At 38.0% G+C, this 22760-nt stretch carries 22 protein-coding genes; 14 read left to right on the plus strand and 8 right to left on the minus strand.

Annotated elements, in window-relative coordinates; translation table 11 throughout:
• Positions 1-1188 carry a macrolide family glycosyltransferase gene (locus tag MK805_RS09355; RefSeq protein ID WP_240875456.1) on the plus strand — a complete coding sequence of 396 codons (1188 nt, stop codon included), beginning with the start codon at positions 1-3 and terminating at the stop codon, positions 1186-1188.
• 103 nt (positions 1189-1291) lie between these two features.
• Complete coding sequence (locus MK805_RS09360; RefSeq protein WP_240875458.1) at positions 1292-1648, plus strand: hypothetical protein; 357 nt, start codon at positions 1292-1294, stop codon at positions 1646-1648.
• Positions 1649-2346: 698 nt separating this feature from the next.
• Here the strand turns inward: MK805_RS09360 and MK805_RS09365 are convergent.
• Positions 2347-3672 carry a tetratricopeptide repeat protein gene (locus tag MK805_RS09365; protein WP_240875460.1) on the minus strand — a complete coding sequence of 442 codons (1326 nt, stop codon included), beginning with the start codon at positions 3670-3672 and terminating at the stop codon, positions 2347-2349.
• Positions 3673-3861: 189 nt separating this feature from the next.
• On the opposite strand from MK805_RS09365, the gene MK805_RS09370 reads away from it, so the two are divergent.
• The 4 genes from MK805_RS09370 (at position 3862) to trxA (ending at position 6331) form a co-directional block, all read left to right on the plus strand.
• A complete protein-coding gene (locus tag MK805_RS09370) occupies positions 3862-4167 on the plus strand; it encodes a hypothetical protein (RefSeq protein WP_240875461.1) in 306 nt (101 codons plus the stop codon).
• Positions 4168-4303: 136 nt separating this feature from the next.
• Positions 4304-4543 (plus strand): hypothetical protein, encoded by a 240-nt coding sequence (locus MK805_RS09375; protein ID WP_240875463.1) that lies wholly within the window; start codon positions 4304-4306, stop codon positions 4541-4543.
• Positions 4544-4713: 170 nt separating this feature from the next.
• Complete coding sequence (locus tag MK805_RS09380; protein ID WP_240875464.1) at positions 4714-5793, plus strand: hypothetical protein; 1080 nt, start codon at positions 4714-4716, stop codon at positions 5791-5793.
• A 220-nt stretch (positions 5794-6013) separates the two neighbouring features.
• Positions 6014-6331, plus strand: coding sequence for a thioredoxin (gene trxA / locus MK805_RS09385; protein ID WP_240875465.1), 318 nt, complete (start codon positions 6014-6016; stop codon positions 6329-6331).
• Positions 6332-6508: 177 nt separating this feature from the next.
• Here trxA and MK805_RS09390 read toward each other — a convergent pair whose 3' ends face one another.
• From MK805_RS09390 to MK805_RS09400, 3 genes are all read right to left on the minus strand, one after another.
• The gene (locus MK805_RS09390) at positions 6509-9625 is read right to left on the minus strand and encodes an efflux RND transporter permease subunit (RefSeq protein ID WP_240875466.1); all 3117 of its coding nucleotides are present in this window, start codon (positions 9623-9625) and stop codon (positions 6509-6511) included.
• 123 nt (positions 9626-9748) lie between these two features.
• Positions 9749-11104, minus strand: coding sequence for a sensor histidine kinase (locus tag MK805_RS09395; RefSeq protein WP_240875467.1), 1356 nt, complete (start codon positions 11102-11104; stop codon positions 9749-9751).
• The gene (locus tag MK805_RS09400) at positions 11101-11775 is read right to left on the minus strand and encodes a response regulator transcription factor (RefSeq protein ID WP_240875468.1); all 675 of its coding nucleotides are present in this window, start codon (positions 11773-11775) and stop codon (positions 11101-11103) included. The genes MK805_RS09395 and MK805_RS09400 overlap by 4 nt, the downstream gene beginning before the upstream one ends.
• A 173-nt stretch (positions 11776-11948) precedes the next feature.
• Here MK805_RS09400 and MK805_RS09405 point away from each other — a divergent pair, with 173 nt between their 5' ends.
• Positions 11949-12743 carry a helix-turn-helix domain-containing protein gene (locus MK805_RS09405; protein WP_240875469.1) on the plus strand — a complete coding sequence of 265 codons (795 nt, stop codon included), beginning with the start codon at positions 11949-11951 and terminating at the stop codon, positions 12741-12743.
• Between the two features lie 74 nt (positions 12744-12817).
• Here the strand turns inward: MK805_RS09405 and MK805_RS09410 are convergent, their stop codons facing one another.
• On the minus strand, positions 12818-13345 hold the full coding sequence (locus tag MK805_RS09410; RefSeq protein ID WP_240875470.1) for a superoxide dismutase family protein: 528 nt from the start codon (positions 13343-13345) through the stop codon (positions 12818-12820).
• Between the two features lie 112 nt (positions 13346-13457).
• On the opposite strand from MK805_RS09410, the gene spoIIR reads away from it, so the two are divergent.
• From spoIIR to MK805_RS09430, 4 genes are all read left to right on the plus strand, one after another.
• The gene (gene spoIIR / locus MK805_RS09415) at positions 13458-14093 is read left to right on the plus strand and encodes a stage II sporulation protein R (protein ID WP_240875471.1); all 636 of its coding nucleotides are present in this window, start codon (positions 13458-13460) and stop codon (positions 14091-14093) included.
• Positions 14094-14384: 291 nt separating this feature from the next.
• A complete protein-coding gene (locus MK805_RS09420) occupies positions 14385-14810 on the plus strand; it encodes a hypothetical protein (protein ID WP_240875472.1) in 426 nt (141 codons plus the stop codon).
• Positions 14811-14865: 55 nt separating this feature from the next.
• The gene (locus MK805_RS09425; protein WP_240875878.1) at positions 14866-15909 is read left to right on the plus strand and encodes an L-threonylcarbamoyladenylate synthase; all 1044 of its coding nucleotides are present in this window, start codon (positions 14866-14868) and stop codon (positions 15907-15909) included.
• A gap of 13 nt (positions 15910-15922) precedes the next feature.
• On the plus strand, positions 15923-16396 hold the full coding sequence (locus MK805_RS09430) for a GNAT family N-acetyltransferase (protein ID WP_240875473.1): 474 nt from the start codon (positions 15923-15925) through the stop codon (positions 16394-16396).
• 110 nt (positions 16397-16506) lie between these two features.
• Here the strand turns inward: MK805_RS09430 and MK805_RS09435 are convergent, their stop codons facing one another.
• The gene (locus tag MK805_RS09435) at positions 16507-17370 is read right to left on the minus strand and encodes a COG4705 family protein (RefSeq protein ID WP_240875474.1); all 864 of its coding nucleotides are present in this window, start codon (positions 17368-17370) and stop codon (positions 16507-16509) included.
• A gap of 297 nt (positions 17371-17667) precedes the next feature.
• Here MK805_RS09435 and MK805_RS09440 point away from each other — a divergent pair, with 297 nt between their 5' ends.
• Positions 17668-19200 carry a hypothetical protein gene (locus MK805_RS09440; RefSeq protein WP_240875475.1) on the plus strand — a complete coding sequence of 511 codons (1533 nt, stop codon included), beginning with the start codon at positions 17668-17670 and terminating at the stop codon, positions 19198-19200.
• 284 nt (positions 19201-19484) lie between these two features.
• On the opposite strand, the gene MK805_RS09445 is transcribed toward MK805_RS09440, so the two are convergent.
• Together MK805_RS09445 and MK805_RS09450 are read right to left on the minus strand one after the other, a co-directional pair.
• Positions 19485-20252, minus strand: a complete 768-nt coding sequence (locus tag MK805_RS09445) for an SDR family NAD(P)-dependent oxidoreductase (protein ID WP_240875476.1) — start codon at positions 20250-20252, stop codon at positions 19485-19487.
• A 332-nt stretch (positions 20253-20584) separates the two neighbouring features.
• Positions 20585-21352, minus strand: a complete 768-nt coding sequence (locus tag MK805_RS09450) for an SDR family NAD(P)-dependent oxidoreductase (RefSeq protein WP_240875477.1) — start codon at positions 21350-21352, stop codon at positions 20585-20587.
• A 292-nt stretch (positions 21353-21644) separates the two neighbouring features.
• On the opposite strand from MK805_RS09450, the gene MK805_RS09455 reads away from it, so the two are divergent.
• Together MK805_RS09455 and MK805_RS09460 are read left to right on the plus strand one after the other, a co-directional pair.
• Entirely contained in the window at positions 21645-22208 is a 564-nt protein-coding gene (locus MK805_RS09455) for a manganese efflux pump MntP (RefSeq protein WP_240875478.1), read from the plus strand.
• A 94-nt stretch (positions 22209-22302) separates the two neighbouring features.
• Complete coding sequence (locus tag MK805_RS09460; RefSeq protein ID WP_240875480.1) at positions 22303-22752, plus strand: low molecular weight protein arginine phosphatase; 450 nt, start codon at positions 22303-22305, stop codon at positions 22750-22752.
• Positions 22753-22760: the final 8 nt, after the last annotated feature.

A 22760-nucleotide genomic window follows, 5' to 3' on the forward strand; every position in this document is an offset into this window, starting at 1 on the left:
ATGTCAAATGTATTGTTTTTTAATGTCGCCAGAGATGGTCATGTAAATCCAACATTGGGGATTATCAAAGAATTGGTCAATCGGGGGGAGAAAGTAACATATTATTGTTCTAGAGAGTATCGAGATCGAATAGAACAAACTGGTGCAACGTTTCGTGCCTATGAGAAAAGATTAGATAAAACAAATACACCAGATACACCTATGATGTTTTTGATCTATCACATGCTCCGCGATACAGAACATAGAATTCGTACGATTTTACCTAAAGTACAAGAGGAAGAGTATGACTATGTGATTTTTGATAGCAGTTGTGCTGCTGGTTGGATCATCGCAGATATTTTGCATCTTCCGAAAATCTCATCCTGCTCCATGCTTGCGATGGATCAACGAAATCCCAAGGTGGATCGAAAATCTTATACCGAAGTTGATAGGGAATACTTGGTTAAATCAAAGGAGATATTAAATAATTTAAAAAAAGCTTATGCTTTGAATTCCATCCCACTACATGACTTTAAGCGGATCATGTCTTTTCCGGGCGATCTCACTTTTGTCTTTACATCGAAATATTTTCAAAATAATGCGGATCAATTTGATGAAACATTCCGATTTGTTGGCCCATCTATCACTCTGCGAAAAGATGCAGAAAACTTTCCATATGAAAAGTTACAAGGGAAACCAGTCATTTATATTTCAATGGGTACGATTGTGAATCAGCAAGTCGAGTTCTACCAAAAATGCTTCCGAGCGTTTGCGGGTATGGATGCTAAAGTAGTCCTTTCTGTTGGGAAAAACACAAAGATCGAAGAGTTAGGAACTATTCCTGATAACTTTATTGTTCGTAACTATGTGCCTCAACTAGAAATACTCCAGCATACAGATGTATTTTTCACACATGGCGGCATGAATAGTGCGAGTGAAGGATTGTATTTTGCTACACCATTAGCAGTGTTGCCTATATCCAATGACCAACCGATGGTTGCAAAACGGGTTAAGGAACTAGGAGCCGGTATTCAGTTAGATTTTCACCGAGTAACACCAGCTGTTTTGCGAGAAACAGCAGAGCTTCTATTATCTGATTCGACGTACAAGCAACATGCCCATAAAATAGGAGATTCGTTTCGAGGAGCAGGGGGATACCAGAAGGTTGTAGATGATATATTTGAATGGAAAGGTTCAACTTTTGAGTGATCTGTCGGAATATTATTTAACAAAACGAATATTTTTAAACTTATTTCCATCTGGTATACTATAGGTACTCAACAACCGCCCGTAATACCTGAGGAGAGTTCCCATGATCAACACCATTCCTGGCATCGTGATCGGCAACGTCACCTGCACCCTCGAAAACACGGAGGAGGGCGCGATCCTCACCGCTGACAACCCGGAAGAGGAGATTGTGTTTGAGCAGGAGTACATGCTCCCGCTCCACCTTCTCTCGTGGGACGGTGAGAAGCTCACCATGACCATCGCACGTGAGGCGGACAATTGCGGTCTCCAGATCGTAGATGTCCCCGAGTGGACCCAGAAGCTTGTCGTGTGGGGTGGTTGCTACTACTTCGCCTGCGGGGAAGTGGGTGGCTACAAGCTCGTGGAGTTTCCCAAGGGCTACAAGTTCTGGGGAGACGCCAAGCTCCCGCGTCTGCGGTGAGCCCTAGGGTGGGCGGTTCCTCCAAGGCACTTTGCTTTGGAGGACGGCTACTCTTGATCCTAAGAGTCAGCCGCCCGTACATTCGTTTTTGTTCAGATAAATGAAGCTAGGTGCGAGACAAGTGAAAGTTAACGAATTTGTAACTGATACTTAGTCTCGCTTTTATGTGCCATATAAGTGTGAAAATGCCCTATGCTATTCCCACTAAAGCCGTTGTTCAATCACTTACTTCCGATTATTTTTCATCGGTTATTGACTTAGGGCTCTTATGTAAAAGAAATATCTTCGCCAAATAGAATTATAGAATGTATAAACAAATAAAATAAAAAGTTTGGCAGTACTTTGACTAAGACAAACTTACTGATATTGAAATACTTCTATTTAATTTTCCATGTATGTTCTTAAGGCTCTCGTAACCTCTATGCGTAATAAATATGCTCATTTTTTCATGCCTCCCATTATTTTCTAGTTTTTTAAATCTGTAAATATTTTAAATAATATGTAATATATTATCAATATCAATATTTTCTGATTATTATCCCGCAGATTTGCTGCTTTCATATTTCCGAAGTCCAATATTTGCACTTTTCCGGTAGACTGGGATATGGATCTCTGTAAAGTGAATAAAAAACCCTCTTACTGATGTAAGAAGGTTTCGAATTATTTTTAGCTAATCTGGTTCTGGATCACCTTTTGGATCATAGTACAACATGTTTAACACCTCCTTTTCTCCACTCTTTCCAAGCTAAATCTTGATAATGTTTTAACATACTCTCGTCTCCTATAATACTATAGAAGTCGCTCAGCATAATGTAAATATCTACTGTTACTACATTTTCATCATTAGGTGAATCAAGTAATTCTCTGACTTTATTGAATGATTCACTTGCAGATGATTTTTTATTTAACTTTAGTTGTACATCTCCTAATGTTGCGTAACTGTGTAATCTTGTATCAATATCATTGGTTTTTTCGGAGTACTTAGTGGCAAGTAATAGTTGTTGTTCTGCTTCCTTATATTCTTTCCTATCCCTTAATAGTTTTCCAAAGCGGTAATAAGTGTCTGCAATCAGTGGTGAATTTTTAGACACATAGGAAACTAAATCCAACGATTTTTGATATCTAATTTTTGCTTCATCTAATTGCCCTAATTGAGTTAGAATACTACCCATTGTAGACCAAATGGAGAATAATCGTTTATAAGATCGGTTTTTCCAAGCCTTTTGCAGACCTTTTTGGACATATTTAAGTGCTTTCAAAGGCATATCCAATTTTTTTAATAGCAAAGCATACCGTTCATATACCTGAATGGAAATCGATAAATGGTCTTTAAAAGAATCTGGATTATCTAATAAGTACTCCAGATACTGACATGCTTCTTCGATTCTGTTTAGCTGTTCCAAGTAGATCGCTTGATTGAAGTATAGAAAGATTTTGTAATATTTTCTGTCCCCATCGTCTACAAAGCAGTCAATTGCCTTTTGGGTAAGCTGCCAAGCTTTTTCATAGTCATTGCTCTCATAAAAAGCGATACGTGCAAGATCGTTATAGCAAATCGGCGGCAGGTTGGAGTTTGCAAGATTGGGGCATTGGTCGAGTGTTTTTAATGTTAACTCCAACTGTTTTTTCGCCTTGCCATATTTCTTTTGCTCATAGTAGACACGACCTCGTAAGAAAGAGGCAAATGCACTGGCATCACGAAATATATGTAAGTCTGGGAATCCATCTATCTGCTTAAGGGCGGTTTCAGGTACAGCAGTCAGGACATCTTCGATATGCTGTAATTCCTGCATCACACCTCTTTCCCGCTCCATCATTTCATCAATAATCCCAAATAATTCTTCTGCTTTTCCAAGAAACTTCGCATACTCGATGTATTTTTCATCGGCAACGGTGGGCAATCCGCGTTCGATACTGCTGATGGTGGTTGTTCCTATTCCAAGGGCATCTGCCATCATTTGTTGTGTTTTCCCTTGTTTTCTTCGCTCTTCCAGTAAGACAGGACCTACGATATCTTTTCTCATTTTGCCACTCTCCTTTTTTTCTCCGTAATGGATAATAGATTTTTCGGTGATTTTATCTGAACTTGAAACAAATTACAAATTGATAAATAAATAACAGAATAAAAGTAAAATTATTTTGTTATTGCTAAAAATTATGTAAATGAATAGACTGTTAGTAAGAATTTTACATATCGAAATGGTGGGGATGAGATGGCTTTAAAGCTGGTTGTAGAGGGAGAAAATGAAAAAGTACGAGGTTTTATCAAAGAGATTCTTAGCTATAAAACATATCGTTTTTATGATCGATCTAAGTATTTTATTAGCCCGGTAGAAATGCGGGTGGAATATTATTTTGATGAATCACGATTTCTACGAGAGGAAAAACGAGATATCAAAAGGATTTCATTAAAGGTAGATGAACAGCGAACAATTGAGTTTGATTTGCTAGATTCAAAGGTTATCGATATGAATGGAACTATGCTGATCATAGGTAAAAACTTTGATATTTTTTCCTAGATTTTCACTGATTCTCGGAATCTAATAAATAGGAAAATTTATTCTTTTGGAAACTCTTTAAACAGACTAGATTACACTCCTCTTTTTCTTTTATTCATGTAAAATAGATTTATCTTAATTTAATGGAGGTCTTTATTTGATACGTATTACATCCTTATTACTTTCCATAACTCTTGTCTTTGTTCTATTTTTGTTTCAAACCGAACAAAGCTATGCTAAATCGCATCATTCCTATCACTCGCATCATTCTTCTATTTCCCATGGTAATGACATCGATGGGGACAGTGGAATTACTGGTATCCTTGTATATTTTTTTCTTGCTTTCATTGTTATTGTTTATGTTGCTGCAAAATTTATCAGACGAAGAAGGCATTGAGCACTAGGGTAGATTCAGATATTTTGTTGAATCTACCCTAAATTTTCGTTTTCTTCTAGCTTGAATGCTACATTCTGATAATTGGTAAAAACTTTGATATACTTTCGTAATTTTTCGTTTATTAAGTCGTGTAAAATCATCTTATAGACAACAAGAGAAGGGTGAAGCTTATGGAGATAAAGGAAGTGGAAAACAATCTTTCCAATATCCGAAAGACACGACAATTATGGGATGAGTTTGCATTTGTCCAAAATGATCAATCAGAAGATGTGAACTACCAGAAACGATATGCATTGGCAACGGCATTGCAATATGATCATCAGCCGACAGATAAATCATTAATCAAATATTTACTGGAACAAGAGGTAGAGAGCAGGCAAAGTGATCCGTTTCAAGGAAACAGTGATGTGCTTATGCTTTTATCGTATCTTCTGGCTTCTTACCGAGAAGTGGAAAATGTCTGGCTGTTTGAGAAAGCGAAGTATGCGAATTTTGATACATACTGTGGATATGATGCAGAGTTTATTTTTTCAGCAGGGGTAAAAGCAACATGTGCGTATTTAGAGGAACAGCAAATAACAGAAGACAACCTTTATTTATGGGAGCATCGAGATCATCTGCGGGGGATGTATACAGAACAATCCATAGATCGGTTTCTCGAAGGAATGAAGAAGAGATATCCAAAGCAAAAAGAAGACGAAGATATAGCTACTCTCTTCGAACAAGCTGTTCTACTAGAGGATAGCATTGAGGCAGAAAAGCTATTTTTACAAGTGGAAAAGCAAGAGGGACGAAGTGATCAAGAGCTGTCCCATTATGCAGAAGATGCTGGGAATATAGAAAAGGCAATTTACTATCAGATTAGACATATTGAGGAATTAGAATTGGATTGGGATAAAGCAGTTGCTATTCATCAACTTGTGAAACTTTATATTTCCACAGAAGACTATCGAAATGCATTTTTAACTGCAAAAACATGGGGTAAACATTTGAAGAATTTTCAGGGCTGGAGGGAGACGAACTTAGGGAGATCGTTAACCGAGACATGGTTTGATATAAGTCTTGGATGTTACCGGCAAAAGAAAAAGAAACTAGCAAAACAGAGCTTTTGGCAAGGACAATATCTGTTCCAGAAGATCCACAATCCTTCTGTTTCTTTATTGGAAAAGGGAAGTAAATGTGCGGAGAAGTTGGCTAATGTGAAACGACAGCGTAAGTATAAACGTTTGCTAGAAAAAGTCAGGTTGTAATATATGGTTTGATATAAAAAACGTTAAGGATAGAAGTCCTTATCGTTTTTTGTTTTTTTAGTGATATATCCTTTTTCCCTTCGATGTAATTCAGACAGTAACCATATTCATTTGTCAGTGTTCCAGTAATAGGTATATGTACAAGTTCTGAAATAGCCTCACCAATGAAACAAGGGTTCATATAAATAAAAATATGTTCAAAGCAGAAAGGAACTTTAAAATGGCTATCTATCATGGGACAGATGCTTCCCTTAAAGCGGATATACAGAATAAAGGTTTGACCCTCGTGAGTTTTTGGGCGCCTTGGTGCAGACCCTGTCAGATGTTCGCTCCTATACTGGAGGCATATGGTGCAGAAGAGAAACGGAGAGTCAAAATTATAAAAATGAATGTAGATGAAAATAAAGATACATTTGCTAAATTTGGAATTAGGAGTATCCCTGCTGTCATTTTGTTTAAAGATGGGAAACCAGTAGATAAAGAGTTTGGGTTACTGTCTAAAGAAAGGTTGAAACAGTTTGTAGATAGGCATCAATAGATACGTTCCAGTTGGGAATTTTCTGTTTATCTTATATAAAACCCAGAGTAGGTTTCTTGTCATTTGATGATGAATGTATACCATAAAACGTCTGAGTGATTTAATGTTCTTAAATGAAGAGAAAAAATAAACACCTTCTCATCGATATACGATAACAGAAGGTGTTTATGTGCTGTCTTAAACCTCTACCAATTCTCTTTCTTTTTCCTTGTTTTCCTCTTTTTTCGGACTTACTTTTTGTTCTAATTCCAGTTCTGCTGCATCAACTTCGATTTTCCGAAACTTCCCAACAAGAGCATAGAGTGCAGGAACAAAGAACAGTGTCAATAGTGTTGAGGTTGTCAAACCGCCGATAACTGTTATTGCCAGCCCTTGGGAAATCAGCAAACTAGAATCGGTAGACAGAGCCAATGGGATCAAGGCACAGATGGTAGCGAGAGCTGTCATTAAGATCGGACGCAGACGCGTTTTTGCTGCATCCATCAGAGCTTGCTGTAAGCCCAATCCTGCTTTTCGTTTGCTTTCTACTCGATCTAACAGCACAATTGCATTGGTGACGACGATCCCAACGAGCATCAACAGGCCGATCATCACACTCATCGATATCGGTTGTCCGGTTATCAATAATCCTGCTATCGCTCCAATGGGAACAAACAAGAGAGAGGACAAGATTACCAATGGGGTCAGTAATCCGCCATAGGTCATGCTCAAGATGACAAATACCAATCCGATGGCTATGACGATTGAGATACCAAGACTAGTGAGTCCATCTGTAATATCTTGATTTCCGCCGCCAACTTGCACCGTAATGCCGCTTGGGAGAGATAAGGCATCAATATCTTGCTTGATTTGATCGGTAACCTTTAACGTATTGTTCCCTTTCACTAAGGCAGTTACTTTGGTATATGTGTCACCATTTTCATGCAGAATTGATGCTGGGACATTGCTCCATTTAACATCTGCGATGTCCGATAATGCTTTTTCTCCTTTAGCTGTTTGGATTTTTATCGCTTTTAACTGTGCTTCTGTTGAAATTTTATCGTTATATTCGAGTACGAGACTTTTATCCAACCCATCCAATGTATAAGTTCCGACATCTAATGGTTGAAGATGTTCGCTCACTGTCTGCATTACTTGGCCTGGGGTAAGACCTAAGTCTTTTCCTTCTTGATTTAAGGTGATGTTCCATGCCTTACGGGTTTCTTGACTATTATTGGTAACGTTTTTTAGGTCTTTATTTTGGTTGAATAGATCTTCTATTTGATTCGATGCTGTTGTTAAATTTTTTAGATTATCTCCATATAGTTTGACCTCGACATTATTTCCTGATCCAGGTCCTGCATGTGCTTGTTCGGATACTTTGACTTTTGCATTTGGATATTTATCTTGGCTTATTTTCGTCATTTCTTTTTCTACTTTGGTTAGAGCATCATCGACGGATACGCCGTTTTTCAGCTCTAATGTAAATGTTATCTTTTGTTGATTTGTATCTGCCATCTGAAGCATATTCGACATACCAACTGTCACTTGCCGCTTGTCAAAGAGATTCATTTCTTTCATTTTGTTCTCTAATTTATTTGCCAGATCCTCTGTAGCGCCAAGTGTTGTACCAGTCGGTAAGGTAATCTCAGACGTAACAAGTTCTGCATCTCCTGATGGTAAGAAAGAAAAGCCGAGACGAGGAATCATTGCGAGTGAACCGATCAATAAGAAAAGGGATGCAATGATCACCAACGCCTTCTGACGCAGCGCACCATGCAGTAATTTTCCATAGATACGAGAAAGTCTCGTTTCTTCGGAATGATAGGCAACTTTTTTAAAGAACGATGCTCCCAGCATAGGGATCAAGGTAAATGCCACGATCAAAGACACTAGGATGGAGATAGCTACTGTTAAAGCAAAGGGACGGAAAATTTCTCCAACCATACCAGAGACAAAGGCAAGTGGAAGAAAGACTGCGATCGTAACGAAGGTAGAAGAAGCTACAGCAGTTCCCACTTCTTTGGTTGCTCTTAGTACAATTTGCTTCTGGGTAAGTTCATTTCCTTTTTGCTGCTTCCAACGGAAAATATTTTCGATTACCACGATGCTGTCATCAACAATTCGTCCAACAGCGACTGCTAGTCCACCAAGGGTCATAATGTTTAAGGTATATCCCATCGGTTCCATCAAGTTTAATGTAACTAGAATGGAGATCGGAATAGAAATTAAGGCGATGATGGTTGCCCGGATATTGCGCAAAAAGAGGGCAATGATCAACACGACAAATATTGCTCCATACAGGGCCTCGTGAATCAAACTGGAAATCGATTTTTCTGTGGCATCTCCTTGATCTGCGATCGTATGAATTTTAAAAGCGACATTTTGCTGGTACTTCGCCAGTATATCCCGTACCGCTTTAGAGACGTCCGTTGTGTTGGCATCTTTATCTTTTGTGACCTCGATCTGAAATGCATTTTCTCCATTGACTTTGCTGATTTCATTTTGCTCTGAGATCGTTTTGATCTGGGCAATATCTCCCAGTTTAACTGGTTTTACGGATGCAGCAAGCTGTGGGTTTGCTCCTGCTGCTGTAGGGATGATCGGGATATTTTTTAAATCCGCGACTTTTTGAATGTGTCCGACTAAACGAACCGCTATGGTATTGTCTTTTGTTTCAGCAGAACCAGCAGGCAGTGCATACTCTTGATTTTGGATTGACTGCTGAATCGTGCTCAGCGATAACCCTTTTTGTCTGGCTTTTTCCAGGTTTACTTGGATTGCGACCTTTGTAGTTTTTGTTCCTTTTAGGGTTACTTCATTAACGCCATCTGTTTTTTCTAGTTCAGGGATGATCTTGTCTTCTAATTCTTTTTGCAAATCCGCTTCGTATTTGGTGGAAAGTGCAGCGGAATAAACAGGCAAGTCCTCTAGGCTAATGCGTTTAATTTGAAACTCTGCTTTTTCTGGCAAAGCCACTTTTGCAAAATTATTGTTTAATTCCTGTTCTTTTTTATCCAAATCTGTTCCATAAGGATATGTGATTTGAATACTTGTTACATTATCGCTTGAAGTACTCGTAAAGCTCTCATAATCATTTTGTTGTTTGATGGCATCTTCAAGCGGTTTTGTTACATCTTTTTCTATATCTTCTGCACTAGCGCCGGGTTGATTGGCTTGTACAGTAAGTATCGGGTTGCTTACATCTGGGATTGTTTCTAATTTCAGCTTTCCTGTAACAAGCACACCAGAAACAATCACAATAATGGCGAGCAAGATAATAACAATGTTATTTTTTAAGCTCCATTTTGTCACGAAGGGCTCCTCCTTTATTTTGCTGCTATAAAAGTAGTCGTCCAAGATGAACACAGTATGAACAAACGACTATAGTTTTGACAAAATGGTGAATAAAAAAGCAATCTTTGGAAAAAGGTTGCTTTATATTTGTTTTGGCAAAGTAACAGTAAAAGTTGTCGTTTTGCCTTCTTCGCTATCTACTTTTATTTGACCATCATGTAATTCCACTATTTTTTTGGCGATGGATAATCCAAGTCCATTACCAGATTTCAGACGGTTTCTAGCAGGATCTCCGGTGTAAAAGCGATCAAAAATATGCGGTTGGACATCCTTTGGGATGCCAATCCCTGTATCTGTTACTTGAACGATGATTTGTCGTTCTGTATTTGTAAGTTGGATGTGAATGCTTCCTTCATCCGGTGTGAACTTGATACTATTGCTGAGCAAATTCAGCCATACTTGACTGAGCTGGTCTTGATCAGCAAAGACCGTTATTTTTTCTAGCTTCACTGTTACTTTTAACTGCTTTTTTGACCATTGTGGCTCCAAGAAGGCTACAAGTCTTCGAAGTTGTTCATCCAAACGGTAAGATTCAGCATGAAAAGGATGGTGATTGGATTCAAGGGAAGCTAATTTTAGCAAGTTTTCACTCAAACGGGACAATCTCTCGGTTTCTTGCTGGATAATATCGAGAAATGCAGTTCGTTCTTCGATGGAAATGGTTTGGTCTTTTAACATTTCGGAATAGCCTCGTATGGACGTGAGAGGCGATTGGATTTCATGAGATACATTGGACACAAAGTCTTGCCGCATTTGTTCCAGCTCTCTTAATTCTTTAGCCATCCGATTAAAACTATGTGCTAGCGTGCCCAGCTCGTTCTTTTGTTTTACTTCAAGATGAATATCAAAGTTGCCTTGGGATAGCTTTTTGGTTGCCGATGTCATCGCTTTTAACGGTCTTACAAGGTATTGAGATGCAATCAAAATCAAAATACTGCCTATGATAAAAACGCTGTAAAGAATCGTGTGTACAATTTGGTTTATTTTTTCACTAAATCTCAGTTCATTGAGTTTAATGAAGAGTGCATGGGGTTGGTTATTAATTTGGAAAGGCAGTCCTACCACTTGAAACGATTTCGTATTCGGTTTTCCATAATAAATTCCGCCTTTCTTCACAAATTGAATATCTTTATTCGTAAAAGGGGCACTTGTTTTTTTGGAATTCACACTAAAATATTTTCCATTTTTGGAGTTAGTAAATAACCAGATATCATAATGGAGTCGGGAAATACTCTTCAGATATGAATCTATGTTTTTTGAAGGATTTTGTTGGTATAAAGAGATTATTTCTTTCCCTTGGCGGACGATAGTTTGCTGGATTTGCTTTTCTATGTCTTGGCGATAAAGTATATCAGCGGTAAAAAATGAAATGACTAAACTTATAAAAACGACACCAATGAAAGTAACAACCAACCGAAAATATAAGGTGCGTATCATGAGGGCACATCCAATCGGTAGCCAAGACCTCGAACCGTAGTGATCTGAAAAGCATTGGTTTCTTGATCAAAGCGTTGTCGCAGCCGCTTGATATGGACATCAACTGTTCGTTCATCACCAACAAAGTCAATGCCCCAGATTCTTTCAATCAATTGAGCTCTAGTAAATATTTGACCAGGGTAGCTGGCTAATTGAAAAAGAAGCTCAAATTCTTTCGGAGGGAGTTGTATCATTTGGTGTCCTGTGTTGACGGTATAACTATTTGCATCAATAATGGTATCCCCTATTTTTACCCAGTTACGGGAGGTCATCCGAGCACGTCGAAGTAACGCCTTTACCCTTGCAACTAGTTCTAATGGATCAAATGGTTTCGTGATATAGTCATCTGCTCCAATCTCCAACCCTTTGATCCTTTGATTGGTTTCCCGTTTTGCAGTTACCATCAAAATCGGGGTGTCGCGAGCCTTACGAATTTCTCGGCAAACTTCCCATCCATCTTTTTCTGGCAACATAATATCTAGAACTACCAGATCGATCGGTTTGGAGTTTATCGTAGTGAGAGCATGATCACCATTTTCCGACTGATGAATTTCAAAGCCTTCTTTTTTTAAATAAAATGCAATCATATTTCGAATATGAATGTCATCTTCTACGATGAGAATATGTACCATAGGTTGCCCTCACAGCTGTTTTTTGGGTAAGATTACCATGTTTGATGGATGAGATCAAACTGTATTTATTTAAATTTGTATAGAAATTCATTAATATTTATTGATTATGTTTATAAAACTATTCTTTTTCAGTATAATCAGTTGGTATTGTCGTTATCCCTTGAGGAAGAAAAATGCCATCTGCATGGAAGAATGGCCCACGAACAGAAGTGGAAACTTATTATTCTGGAGTGGTGGGAAGGAATATCGCGCTGATCAGAGCGTATTGGGGCTGGTCGCAGCGAGTCTGCGAGCTAAAGCTTCGTTTGCTGGGAGTGGGAATCAAGAACATTTCCCTAATCGAACGAGGTATACCTTTTTCTCAGGCAGTACCTACTTTGACTATAGATCAACTCATAGCCTGTGCGAAGATATTTCGTACAACCCCTGAGTGGCTGCTTACGGAGCATCCAGATAAGCTTGACTTGAGGGATTTTGTCATCCTCGAGAGAGAAGAGCTTGTCCCTTACCCGAAAAACTATTACGCTCGAGTTGTTGCTGATAATGTTCGGGAAATGAGGATAACGTATGGATGGTCTGTCAAGCAGTTTTCTGAAGAGGTAGAAGCTCTGGGAGTCCGTATGAAAAGTGCCCGGCTTTCCGCGATTGAAGTAGGCTCAACCAATGGTTCTATTTCAGTGGACCAGTTTATGGCGTTTGTAGTAGCACTGCAAACAAGTCCTGATAGGCTGCTTATAGAATCACGGCTGAAGGTGCTCCTATTTTTGCTGCAAGGTGAAAATGAAATTCAGGCAGACGAGATTCCTGAAGCCACCGACACATTCCTCGAAAGGTTGTATCACGAGGAATTGGTTGGGAAGTTCTTGAGAGATAAAAACATACACTACCTGCTTTCTCCACTAGGCAGTACAGAAGCTAAGGAGGCTCTCCAGCGGATGGAGAAGAGAGGTATTCCAATCCTCTTCTGACAAGGGAAAAACGGCTCATGAAGACATTTACTGTTGTCTTCATGAGCCAGATTATATGGAAAAGTATGTAATTTTTATTTTGAAACCTTCACTATTCCACAAGCGATACGATTACCAGCGTTTCCAGTTGGGTCAGTTTTCTCATCATCTGGTTTTTCGTGAATCACAAAAGCGGTACCTGTACTTTGAAAGAGTGAATTTTTTTGTCCCGCTTCCAATGTAATTCCTTCAAGTTTTTTGGTTAATTGAAATGTTCCATCACTTTTGACAGTGATATTTCCCAAGTCCCCTGCATGACTTCCCTGTGGATTGAGATGACCGTGTTGTTTTCCGGTTGGATTAAAATGAGGACCAGCGGATTTAAAATCTGGGGCAGAGCATTTTCCAATCGCATGGATATGGAAGGCATGAGGACCTGCAGGTAAATTTTGTGCTTTTACCTCTACTTGTACCCCATCGTGATTCTCCGTTATTTTCACCGTTCCTACATTCATTCCTTTGGAATCAATTAACGTTGCTACGGCTTGTTTGGATGCGTGTGATGTACAGCCTAATGTGAGATAAGATACCAAAAAAGGTAACAAAAGGAGATAAATACGCATACGAAGTCCCTCCTCGAAAATATTTATTTGTAATTATAACAAAATTTTCCGAATGGTAACACGACTAAACTTCCTCTCATTTGTCCATACTGAATAGGGAGGAGGGAACTACATGAAAAAGTTTTTTGCACTTATAACATTTTTCTTATCGATGTGGATTGTATCTAGTCACCATTCAGTGGAAAGCCGTGTACCAAGTATTCCAAATGAAGCGGTAAGGCTTCGGATTCTCGCCAATAGTGATTCTGTTCAAGATCAGTGGCTCAAACGTCAAGTTCGTAATGAAATTGTGAGTGAAATGAAAACATGGGTACATAAACCAAAAAACATAGCAGAAGCCCGGCAAATGGTTCGCCAGCATCTGCTATTGTTTCAACAGTTAGCCAAAGAGACGATCAAGAAATATGGCTTTTCTTATCCAGTTAAAGTTCAATTTGGACAAGTTCCTTTTCCTACAAAGCTATATGGGGATCAAGTATATGCAGCTGGCAATTATGAAGCACTTTTAGTGACTATTGGTTCTGGTAAGGGGGGTAACTGGTGGTGTGTGCTTTTTCCTCCCCTCTGTTTTGTGGATATGGGGAAAGGTGAGGCTTTTCCGAAAAATGACAGTGGTGCGGTTTTGTCCACTGATGTTCATCCCGAGGGAGAAGTATACGCAGAGGCTGGTAAAGACAAAAAACAAGTCAAAGCAAACCATTTAGAAGTTCGGTTTTTATTGTTGGATGAAGTGAAGGAGTTATTTTAAAAAAGTCCTACAAATGTCGCGGCGGCTCTGCTTTATCGACATGCTTTCACATGGGTAATGCAGAGCCGCCGCCACGATCGCGAGGTTCAGCCGCTGGAAGTCCTTACCGATGGTCATCTGTTGTGATGTCCTTTCAGACTGGGATTCTCTTTTCATCGTAGCTTGGATTTATCCAAAAAGTCATGTTATTCACTTTATGGAAAAACTAAGCCTTTCATCTGGAAAAATAGTTCTAAATAAGCTCTTGTTTCATAGATTAGAAACAAACTATGAACAAAAAGGAGTTTTGGAATGTTTTTTTTACGCAAAGCAGTAGAAGAAGATCGAAAATGGATAAATACTTGTAATTTGAGTGTCTCTAGTGAGCCTATACATAAAATCGATGATTATTTTATTTTGCAGTCCTTAGTGGATGAAAAACCCATTGGGATGTTGGCGATAGAGTTACATGAAGACGTAGGATACTTGCATTCATTGAGGTTTACAAATGGAATCCCTACAATAGAACAATTAGGTGCTTTATTCGATCACTTCATGAGGTATTGTCAGAAACAAGGAAAAAAACAACTCTGTTTGGTTGTTCCGCCAACATCAAAATGGATGCTAGATTTGGGTTTCACACCGTCAGGTGAGGTACCAGAAAGTATAGAAAATTCACCCCACTACAGACAAGTAGCTTCAAGTGGCATGCTATTAAGCTATCCGCTTCATCCTTAATTTGCATTTTTGTGCCCAATTCGATACCTTGAAAAGATAATAAAAAACAAGGGGTATCAAAGTGACAACCGTAATTAATCTTCCATATGAACAAAAACGAGACTTTTATCTCCAGCTCTCTGATATAAAAAAAGCCGCCCATCTTTTGCAAACAGGCGGCTTAGTAGCATTTCCGACCGAAACAGTATATGGATTAGGCGCTGATGCAATAAATGAGGCAGCAGTTCGCAAGATTTTTCAAGCCAAAGGCAGACCAAGTGATAACCCGCTGATTGTACATCTAGCTAAATTAGAGCAAATCGAACAGTGGGTAAGTGAAGTCCCAAGTGTTGCTAGACAACTCATGGAGCGATTTTCTCCAGGGCCTATTACTTATGTGATGAAACACAGGGGAGATTTTGCAACGAGTGTAACTGCTGGACTTACTACTGTTGGTATTCGTATACCTGATCATCCACTTGCTCTTGCTCTGTTAGAACTGGCGGATGTTCCAATCGCTGCTCCGAGTGCCAATCGGTCTGGCCGGCCGAGTCCTACAAGTGCAAGCCATGTAGAGGAGGATTTGAATGGGAAAATCGATCTCATTTTGGATGGCGGGAGTACATCGGTTGGGGTAGAGTCCACTGTGATTGATGTAACAGGTCAGACTCCTGTTTTACTAAGGCCAGGGGGAATTACATTAGAAGATTTACAGTCAGTAGTAGGAGATGTATTAGTGGATACTGCTCTACAAGAACAACCTCGATCTCCTGGGATGAAATATCGCCATTATGCTCCGAAAGGGGAAATGTGGTTGGTGACAGGTGAAGACATGGTGAAGAAGATTCAAACTATTTCCCGGGAAAAGATGAAATCCGGATATCGTGTCGGTATATTAACTACATCTGAAAATGAAGATAAATATACGGGAGCTCAAATCGTAGTTTGTGGCAGTCGCACTTCTCCAGAATCTGTGGCAAAAGGATTATATGATGTATTACGTAAGTTTGATCTAATGGATATAGATTTCATTCTATCTGAGACGTTCCCATTAAGTGGTTTATATTTGTCTGTAATGAATCGATTAAATAAAGCAGCGGAAGGAAAAACAATCTCATAGTTAGGTGAATGCCATGATAAAACTGCTAAATATAACGGACAGGTACACTGCTGAGCAAGTTCTTCAACTACAAATTCGAGCATACCAAGTGGAAGCACAAATAATAGGGATGGAAGATATACCGCCGCTAAAAGATACAATAGAGAGCTTGCAAAGCACAACAGAAACATTTTTTGGGTATTATCATGAGGAAATACTAGTTGGTGTGATTAGTTTTCAAATCATCGAAAAGGTGTTAGATATTCATCGGGTTTTCGTTCATCCAGCTTATTTTCGCAGAGGGATAGGCAGAACAATGATTCAATTTTTATTTCATAAATATGAGAATCAAGTAAGCGGATTTAAAGTTCAAACTGGTTCTGTTAATGCACCAGCAATTAACTTGTATCTTTCCTTGGGTTTCCAAAAAGTAGATCAATTGATGATAAAATCGATGCTGTCTTTAACTGTCCTTTATAGAAATTCATCAGAAATCACCCGCTTTTAAAAAAAAGTAGGTAGAAATCAAGTTATTAATATAATGCTCTATCATTTTCTAAGCAAAAATAAAGAGCATTGAAAGAAAATTTTTCTCAATGCTCTTATCATAAGGACTGATTAGATAGCACTTTCATATGTTTCAGACTCAATAGATCCATCTTGTTTCGGTTTACTTTTTACGAACTCAATAATTAGACAGATTACAAGAACAGCTAATAAAATAGCAGAAGCGATTTGTGATCCATTTTGTAGTCCTAGACCGCCTTTTTCTTGAGGTTTAATCAAGAAATCCCCGAAAGTAGCTCCAAACGGACGAGTCAACACGAATGCTGCCCAAAATAAAAACACTCTATTTATATTCGTAAATCTATACGCTAAAAGAATGATTAATATTAATCCTCCTGTTAGCATTGCGCCTTGAGCAATTGTAAGTCCTAATCCTTGTTCAAGATAGCTGCTTCCACTAGCTAACGTTCCAACTCCTGCTGCCTTGTGAGATAAAAAATCACCTGCAGCTGTTCCTAGTGTATTCGAAACTAAAATAGCAATCCAATATAGAACTTCAACCCGTTTTGTTGCAATACTTTTAACATTTAATGTTGGCTCAGTGAAATACCAAAATGCCAAGATAATTGCTAACAAACTTATTAATATAAAAGAACCTTTCATATATCCTAATCCTAATGAACGGTCCATATAGTCCGAAAATGCTGTTCCCGCAAGACTGGTTGAAAGAATAACTGTCCAATAAACAGGAGAAACATATTTCTTAACAAACAACTGAATGGTTAAAAAGACAGCAAAAACACCTAAGAAAAATAGAAATGGAGTTAAATAATTATCCTGCGTTCCAGGTACAGTAACTAAATCACTGCCTGTTTCCCCCAGTGTTGTTGCTGCGATCTTCATAATCCAAAATAGAAGTGTCAATTGAGGAATCTTGTTAATCGATGAATTTACGATTTTTTTAGCAGTTGACATTTATGTACTCTCCCCTTTTATTTTAATTTTTAAAATACAATTCTCGCATCCAACTATGAAAGAACGATGAAAAAAAGGCTTTTTGTATTGTAAGGTCGGGCTGTTAGGGGCTACCGTACATATCTTAAGCTGAACCAGCTTTAAATAGAGGGCTAGTTCTTTTATTACATATTTAGGAAATGATTCCACATACTAGAATGGAAATCGTGCGCTTTTTCAACTAATTTTCATAGTTAGATGATAAAAACAGAAAATAGAGATGCAGCAATGACTACTTCCAAAAAGGAGATGAGTTCTTTGAACGGAAACTTAGCCGGTCTTGAACAAACTTATTCAGGCCAACGTCGGAAAATTTTAAGCAAGGTACCAGAAGTTACTATTTTCTTCTGGATCATCAAAGTCTTATGTACAACTGTCGGGGAAACATTTGCTGATTTTTTGAATTTCAATCTTGGATTTGGATTAATGAATACTACGATCATTATGGGAGTCGCTTTTTTTATTGTTTTGTTTCTTCAATTTAGTGTAAGAAAATATGTTCCCGGCATTTATTGGTTAACAGTTGTGCTTATAAGCGTATTTGGTACATTGGTAACGGATAATATGACAGATAATATGGGAATACGACTTGAGGTTAGTACAATCGTTTTCTCCGTACTCCTTGGATTAACTTTTCTTTTTTGGTATCTTAGTGAAAAAACATTGTCGATCCACTCGATTTATACAATAAAAAGAGAAGTTTTCTACTGGCTTACCATTCTTTTCACTTTTGCACTTGGAACAGCAGTTGGTGATTTATATTCTGAACAATTAGGGTTTGGCTATCTTAAAACGGGATTAACAGTCATTGTCATCATTGCTTGTATATTCTTGGCATGGAAAATGAAATTAGATGGAATACTAGCGTTTTGGATTGCATATATTTTAACTCGTCCGCTTGGAGCATCCCTCGGAGATTACCTATCTCAACCAAAAGCTAATGGAGGATTAGGTTTAGGAACAACGGTTACAAGTGTTATTTTTCTGTTAGCTATATTACTAATCATCATCTATCTTGCTGTTTCAAAAATTGATATAACAGCCACCAGAAATGAAACCGTAGAGAAAAATGGAAACAAGAAAAATGTTCTGGTACAAACCATTGCGGCATTATGTATTTTCTTAGTTCTTGGAGTAGGAAGTTATATTTGGCGCAGTAACTATATCGCATCACAATCTAATACAGCGCAAACGACTTTAGCTGGACAGTTACAAGGTTTTATCAAAATTGAAAATGACATGTTAAAAGCTGTAAACTCAAATGACCTTTCTACAGCAAAAAAAGATGCGGACAAATTGGAACACGATTGGGATGCAGCAGAACCTAAACTTAGGGCAATTGATGGCACAACATGGACAAAAATCGATGGGACGATTGATGTGGTATTATCATCGGTGCGTTCATCTAGCCCCGATGTTAACAAGTCTAAATCTGCACTTAAGGACTCGCTTAAAGTCTTAGATGGTGCAAATAAATCAGCATCAAATAGTACTTCATCAGCAACCACATTAAGTAGGCAATTAACGGATTTTGTTAAAATTGAAAATGATATGCTAAAAGCTGTAAACTCAAATGACTTTTCCACAGCAAAAAAAGATGCGGACGATCTGGAACATCAATGGGATACACAGGAACCTAGACTTAGGGCAATTGATGGCACAACATGGACGAAAATTGATGGAACGATTGACGTTGTATTAGCATCCATTCGTTCGTCAAACCCTGAAGCCAGCAAGTGCAAGTCTGCTCTTAACCATTCACTTAGTGTTATAAACGCAGCAAATAAATAAAAATTTTAGGAAATCAAAAATTGGGTGTTTTGTCCAGTCGGGTAGGTCAGGCTCATCTCGGAGCCAATCCTTCCTATTAAAGGCTTTCCTTGAATACCAGCAGACTTAAGTACAGTATTCAACAATATGGAGCTATCGCCAAAAAAATACAAAGGATCATACCAATTAGTTTTGACTTAGGTATGATCCTTTATTTAATAAATGTAGAATATGTGCAGAATAAATATAAAACTTACAGATTTGTATTGATGCTTAAGTATATTTTTTTGATAACCATTTCTTCACTACTTTGCAGTCATTCCACCATCAATAATGTGAGATGTTCCAGTAATGTATTTTGCTTTGTCAGAAGCTAAAAATAAAATACTTTCAGTTACTTCATCTGCTTCCAAATAACGTCCCATTGGAAGCAAGCTTAAAATTTGCTGTCTTCCCATCATTGGATCATCTGGGAAGAGTATTTTCTCCACTTCATCCATCATAGATGATTTCATAGGTGCAGGAATTACTGCGTTTACTCGTACTCCTGATGAGACGCAATCCAATGCAGCCGACTTCATAAATCCAAGCAGTGCATGAGATACCATCGAATAGGCAGAAAAGAATGGCAACCCTCGTAATCCAAAAACAGCTGATACAAAAAGGATACATCCACTATGTTGTTTCTGCATGACTGGCAGCACATATTTGTAATTCAAAAAGGAAGTTAATACATTGGTTTCAAACGTATCCATTATGTAATGTGATGAAATGTCAGAAGCTTGGGTAATAGGGCCATAAATGCCCACACAATTGATTAAGACATCAATACTACCTAATAGATCGACTGTTTTATTGACATAGAGTTTTACTTGTTCATCATCTCTACAATCAGCTGGAATAAAAATGGAATCTGATCCAATTGGCAATTTTTCTTTTAGTTCATCTAACTTATCATTATCCTTATCAATAAGAACTAGAATAGCGCCTTCTTCTTGAAATCGTTTACTCAATGAAGTCCCAAGCGTTCCTGCAGCTCCAGTGATCATCACAACTTTATCTTTAAATTCCACCTAGAATCATCCTTTATTAAAGGTTTTTCTCCATAGAGGAGAAGTTATTTATTTGTATTAATGGAATGACATAATCGCTTCCCTCTTTGTTATATTTTGAATAAATGAGTAAAAAATATGGGATTTATAAATAAATATTTTCGATTTTTAGGAGTTGCGTCTATCTCGTGGATAGTGCTGAAATTCCTGATTCTTTTTTAATTTTTGTTTATCGGATATGTACAGCAAACTGATTACTTAATAATAGTGAGGGATATATCCATTTTGCCGTTTATTCCATCCAAATAAAAATGAAATTGAGAAAGGTAATAGTTGTTTCAAGCTTACATACATTATTTTGCTAACATACCGCCGTCAATAATATGAGATGTACCGTTAATATATTTCGCTCGATGGGAAGACATGTACACCGCTGTTTCCGCTATTTCTTCTGGCTCTACGTATCGACCAAAAGGAAGAAATCCTAAAATATGCTTTCGTCCTATGTCTGGATCACTTGGGAATAGTGCCTTCTCCACTTCCTCCATCACAGGAGAGTTAGTTGGTGCAGGTATTAGTGCATTTATTCTTACACCAGTGAGTGCTGCTTCAAGTGCTACGGATTTCATAAATCCAAGTAATGCATGACAAGCAGTAGAGTATGCTGCAAAATGTGGCAGGCCGCGAATACCGAACACAGCAGATGTAAACAAAATCGAACCATAGCGTTGCTTTTGCATTACTGGGTAAACGTATTTATAATTTAAAAATGCGGTGATAACATTTGATTGGTAAATTTCCATCAAATGAGATGTGTCGAGTGTGGTAGCAGGTTTTACATCACCTGTAATACCTACGCAATGAACAAATGCATCAATTCCACCGAACAAATCCACTGTTTTGTTTACATAATGTTCTACCATCTCCTCGTTTGCACAATCTGCATGGAAGTATAATGCTTCAACATCTTTTGGCAGGAAATTTTTTAATGCATCTAAACTTTCCTTATCTTTATCGATTAGTACTAAGATAGCTCCTTCTTCGTGAAAACGTTTACTTAATACCTTCCCAATAGCTCCTGCAGCTCCAGTGATCATCACAACTTTGTCATGAAAATCCAATTTTGTTCACCCTTTCATGGAGTTTTCTGATAAAAATCGGAAAAACTAATAGAAATTGCTAATTATCTTTTAAAGATTGATAATTAAACTAAATATAAGTTAATTATAATGAAATAATAGCATAATCAAGATATTTAAAGTAGAAATTGCTAATTAGTTCACGAGAAGATGTAAGCTTTGTGATAGAAATGGAACACATTTCATTATCATTCGCATACCCTATTTTTCTAGATTCTATCTTTCTTCTTCTCTGCATAACCTTGTCTTATGAACCAAGGACAAGGAGGTTACCATGGATATCAACACATTGGCATGGGGGCAATTCTTTACACTCAGCATCATTGCTATTGCTTTAGGAATGGATGCTTTTTCACTTGGGTTGGGTCTTGGTATGCGAAAACCTACCCGTAGCAAAGCCATTTTAATCAGTATTTTTATTGCTATTTTTCATATTTTCATGCCTTTGATTGGAATCTGGATTGGACAGTATTTAAGTCTTTACTTTCACCATATTGCAGTTATTATTGGTGGTGCATTGCTCTGCTTACTCGGTCTACAAATGTTTTGGTCGAGTATTCAAGACAGGGAAGATACTCTACCATTTAGTGATAGAACGATTATTGGAATCATGCTGATTGCATTCAGTGTAAGTTTAGATTCGCTATCGGCTGGGTTAAGTTTAGGTTTCTTTGCAACAGACCCGATGTTAACGGTCTTTCTTTGTGGATTAGCTGGAGGAATAATGTCTTGGTTTGGATTGTATTTTGGGCGTTTAATGGGCAGCTGGATCGGGAAATATGGAGAAGTATTCGGTGGATTTGTTCTCATTACACTTGGAGTCCAATTTATTTGGTAAGTATTTGTCAAATATTTTTGGAATGTGTTATACATGTTGTGGGGTCCTTTTTGCGCATACCCACTGAAAGGAATGAAGAAAGGTGGGAAATAAGTTGAAACGTGTTTTGTTTGTCTGCACAGGTAACACATGTCGAAGTCCGATGGCAGAAGCAATTCTTACCCATATGTCAAAACAAAAACAATTCCCGCTAGAGGTTCGTTCAGCGGGAATTTATGCTGTACCTGGAGCCGATATTAGCCCACAAGCGAAAGAAGTGCTGACTTCAGAAGGTATCCAAACAGACCATTGTGCTCAAAGATTAGATCATGAACTACTCGAATGGGCAGATGTGATTCTTACCATGACACTTCAACACAAAAATGCAATTTTGTTAGAATCGCCTTCGTCGGATAAAAAAGTTTATACACTAACAGAATATATAACAGATGATTCATTTGATATTATAGACCCATATGGTTCTTCTGTTGAAGTATATCGTCGATGTGCAGAAGAGATACATCAGCATCTGGAAGACCTAATAAAAAAGTGGTCGAGGGAGTAGTTTAAAAA

The sequence above is a fragment of the Shimazuella soli genome, assembly GCF_022511585.1.
Lineage (GTDB): Bacteria > Bacillota > Bacilli > Thermoactinomycetales > Thermoactinomycetaceae > Shimazuella > Shimazuella soli.

Bases quoted from the DNA above. Each gene is read 5' to 3' on its own strand.
- MK805_RS09400 (WP_240875468.1), bottom strand. From the start codon at position 11,775: ATGGTACATATTCTCATCGTAGAAGATGACATTCATATTCGAAATATG.
- MK805_RS09395 (WP_240875467.1), bottom strand. From the start codon at position 11,104: ATGATACGCACCTTATATTTTCGGTTGGTTGTTACTTTCATTGGTGTC.
- MK805_RS09355 (WP_240875456.1), top strand. From the start codon at position 1: ATGTCAAATGTATTGTTTTTTAATGTCGCCAGAGATGGTCATGTAAAT.
- MK805_RS09435 (WP_240875474.1), bottom strand. From the start codon at position 17,370: ATGTCAACTGCTAAAAAAATCGTAAATTCATCGATTAACAAGATTCCT.
- MK805_RS09430 (WP_240875473.1), top strand. From the start codon at position 15,923: ATGATAAAACTGCTAAATATAACGGACAGGTACACTGCTGAGCAAGTT.
- MK805_RS09360 (WP_240875458.1), top strand. From the start codon at position 1,292: ATGATCAACACCATTCCTGGCATCGTGATCGGCAACGTCACCTGCACC.
- MK805_RS09365 (WP_240875460.1), bottom strand. From the start codon at position 3,672: ATGAGAAAAGATATCGTAGGTCCTGTCTTACTGGAAGAGCGAAGAAAA.
- MK805_RS09455 (WP_240875478.1), top strand. From the start codon at position 21,645: ATGGATATCAACACATTGGCATGGGGGCAATTCTTTACACTCAGCATC.
- MK805_RS09410 (WP_240875470.1), bottom strand. From the start codon at position 13,345: ATGCGTATTTATCTCCTTTTGTTACCTTTTTTGGTATCTTATCTCACA.
- MK805_RS09405 (WP_240875469.1), top strand. From the start codon at position 11,949: ATGCCATCTGCATGGAAGAATGGCCCACGAACAGAAGTGGAAACTTAT.
- MK805_RS09420 (WP_240875472.1), top strand. From the start codon at position 14,385: ATGTTTTTTTTACGCAAAGCAGTAGAAGAAGATCGAAAATGGATAAAT.
- MK805_RS09370 (WP_240875461.1), top strand. From the start codon at position 3,862: ATGGCTTTAAAGCTGGTTGTAGAGGGAGAAAATGAAAAAGTACGAGGT.
- MK805_RS09380 (WP_240875464.1), top strand. From the start codon at position 4,714: ATGGAGATAAAGGAAGTGGAAAACAATCTTTCCAATATCCGAAAGACA.
- trxA (WP_240875465.1), top strand. From the start codon at position 6,014: ATGGCTATCTATCATGGGACAGATGCTTCCCTTAAAGCGGATATACAG.
- spoIIR (WP_240875471.1), top strand. From the start codon at position 13,458: ATGAAAAAGTTTTTTGCACTTATAACATTTTTCTTATCGATGTGGATT.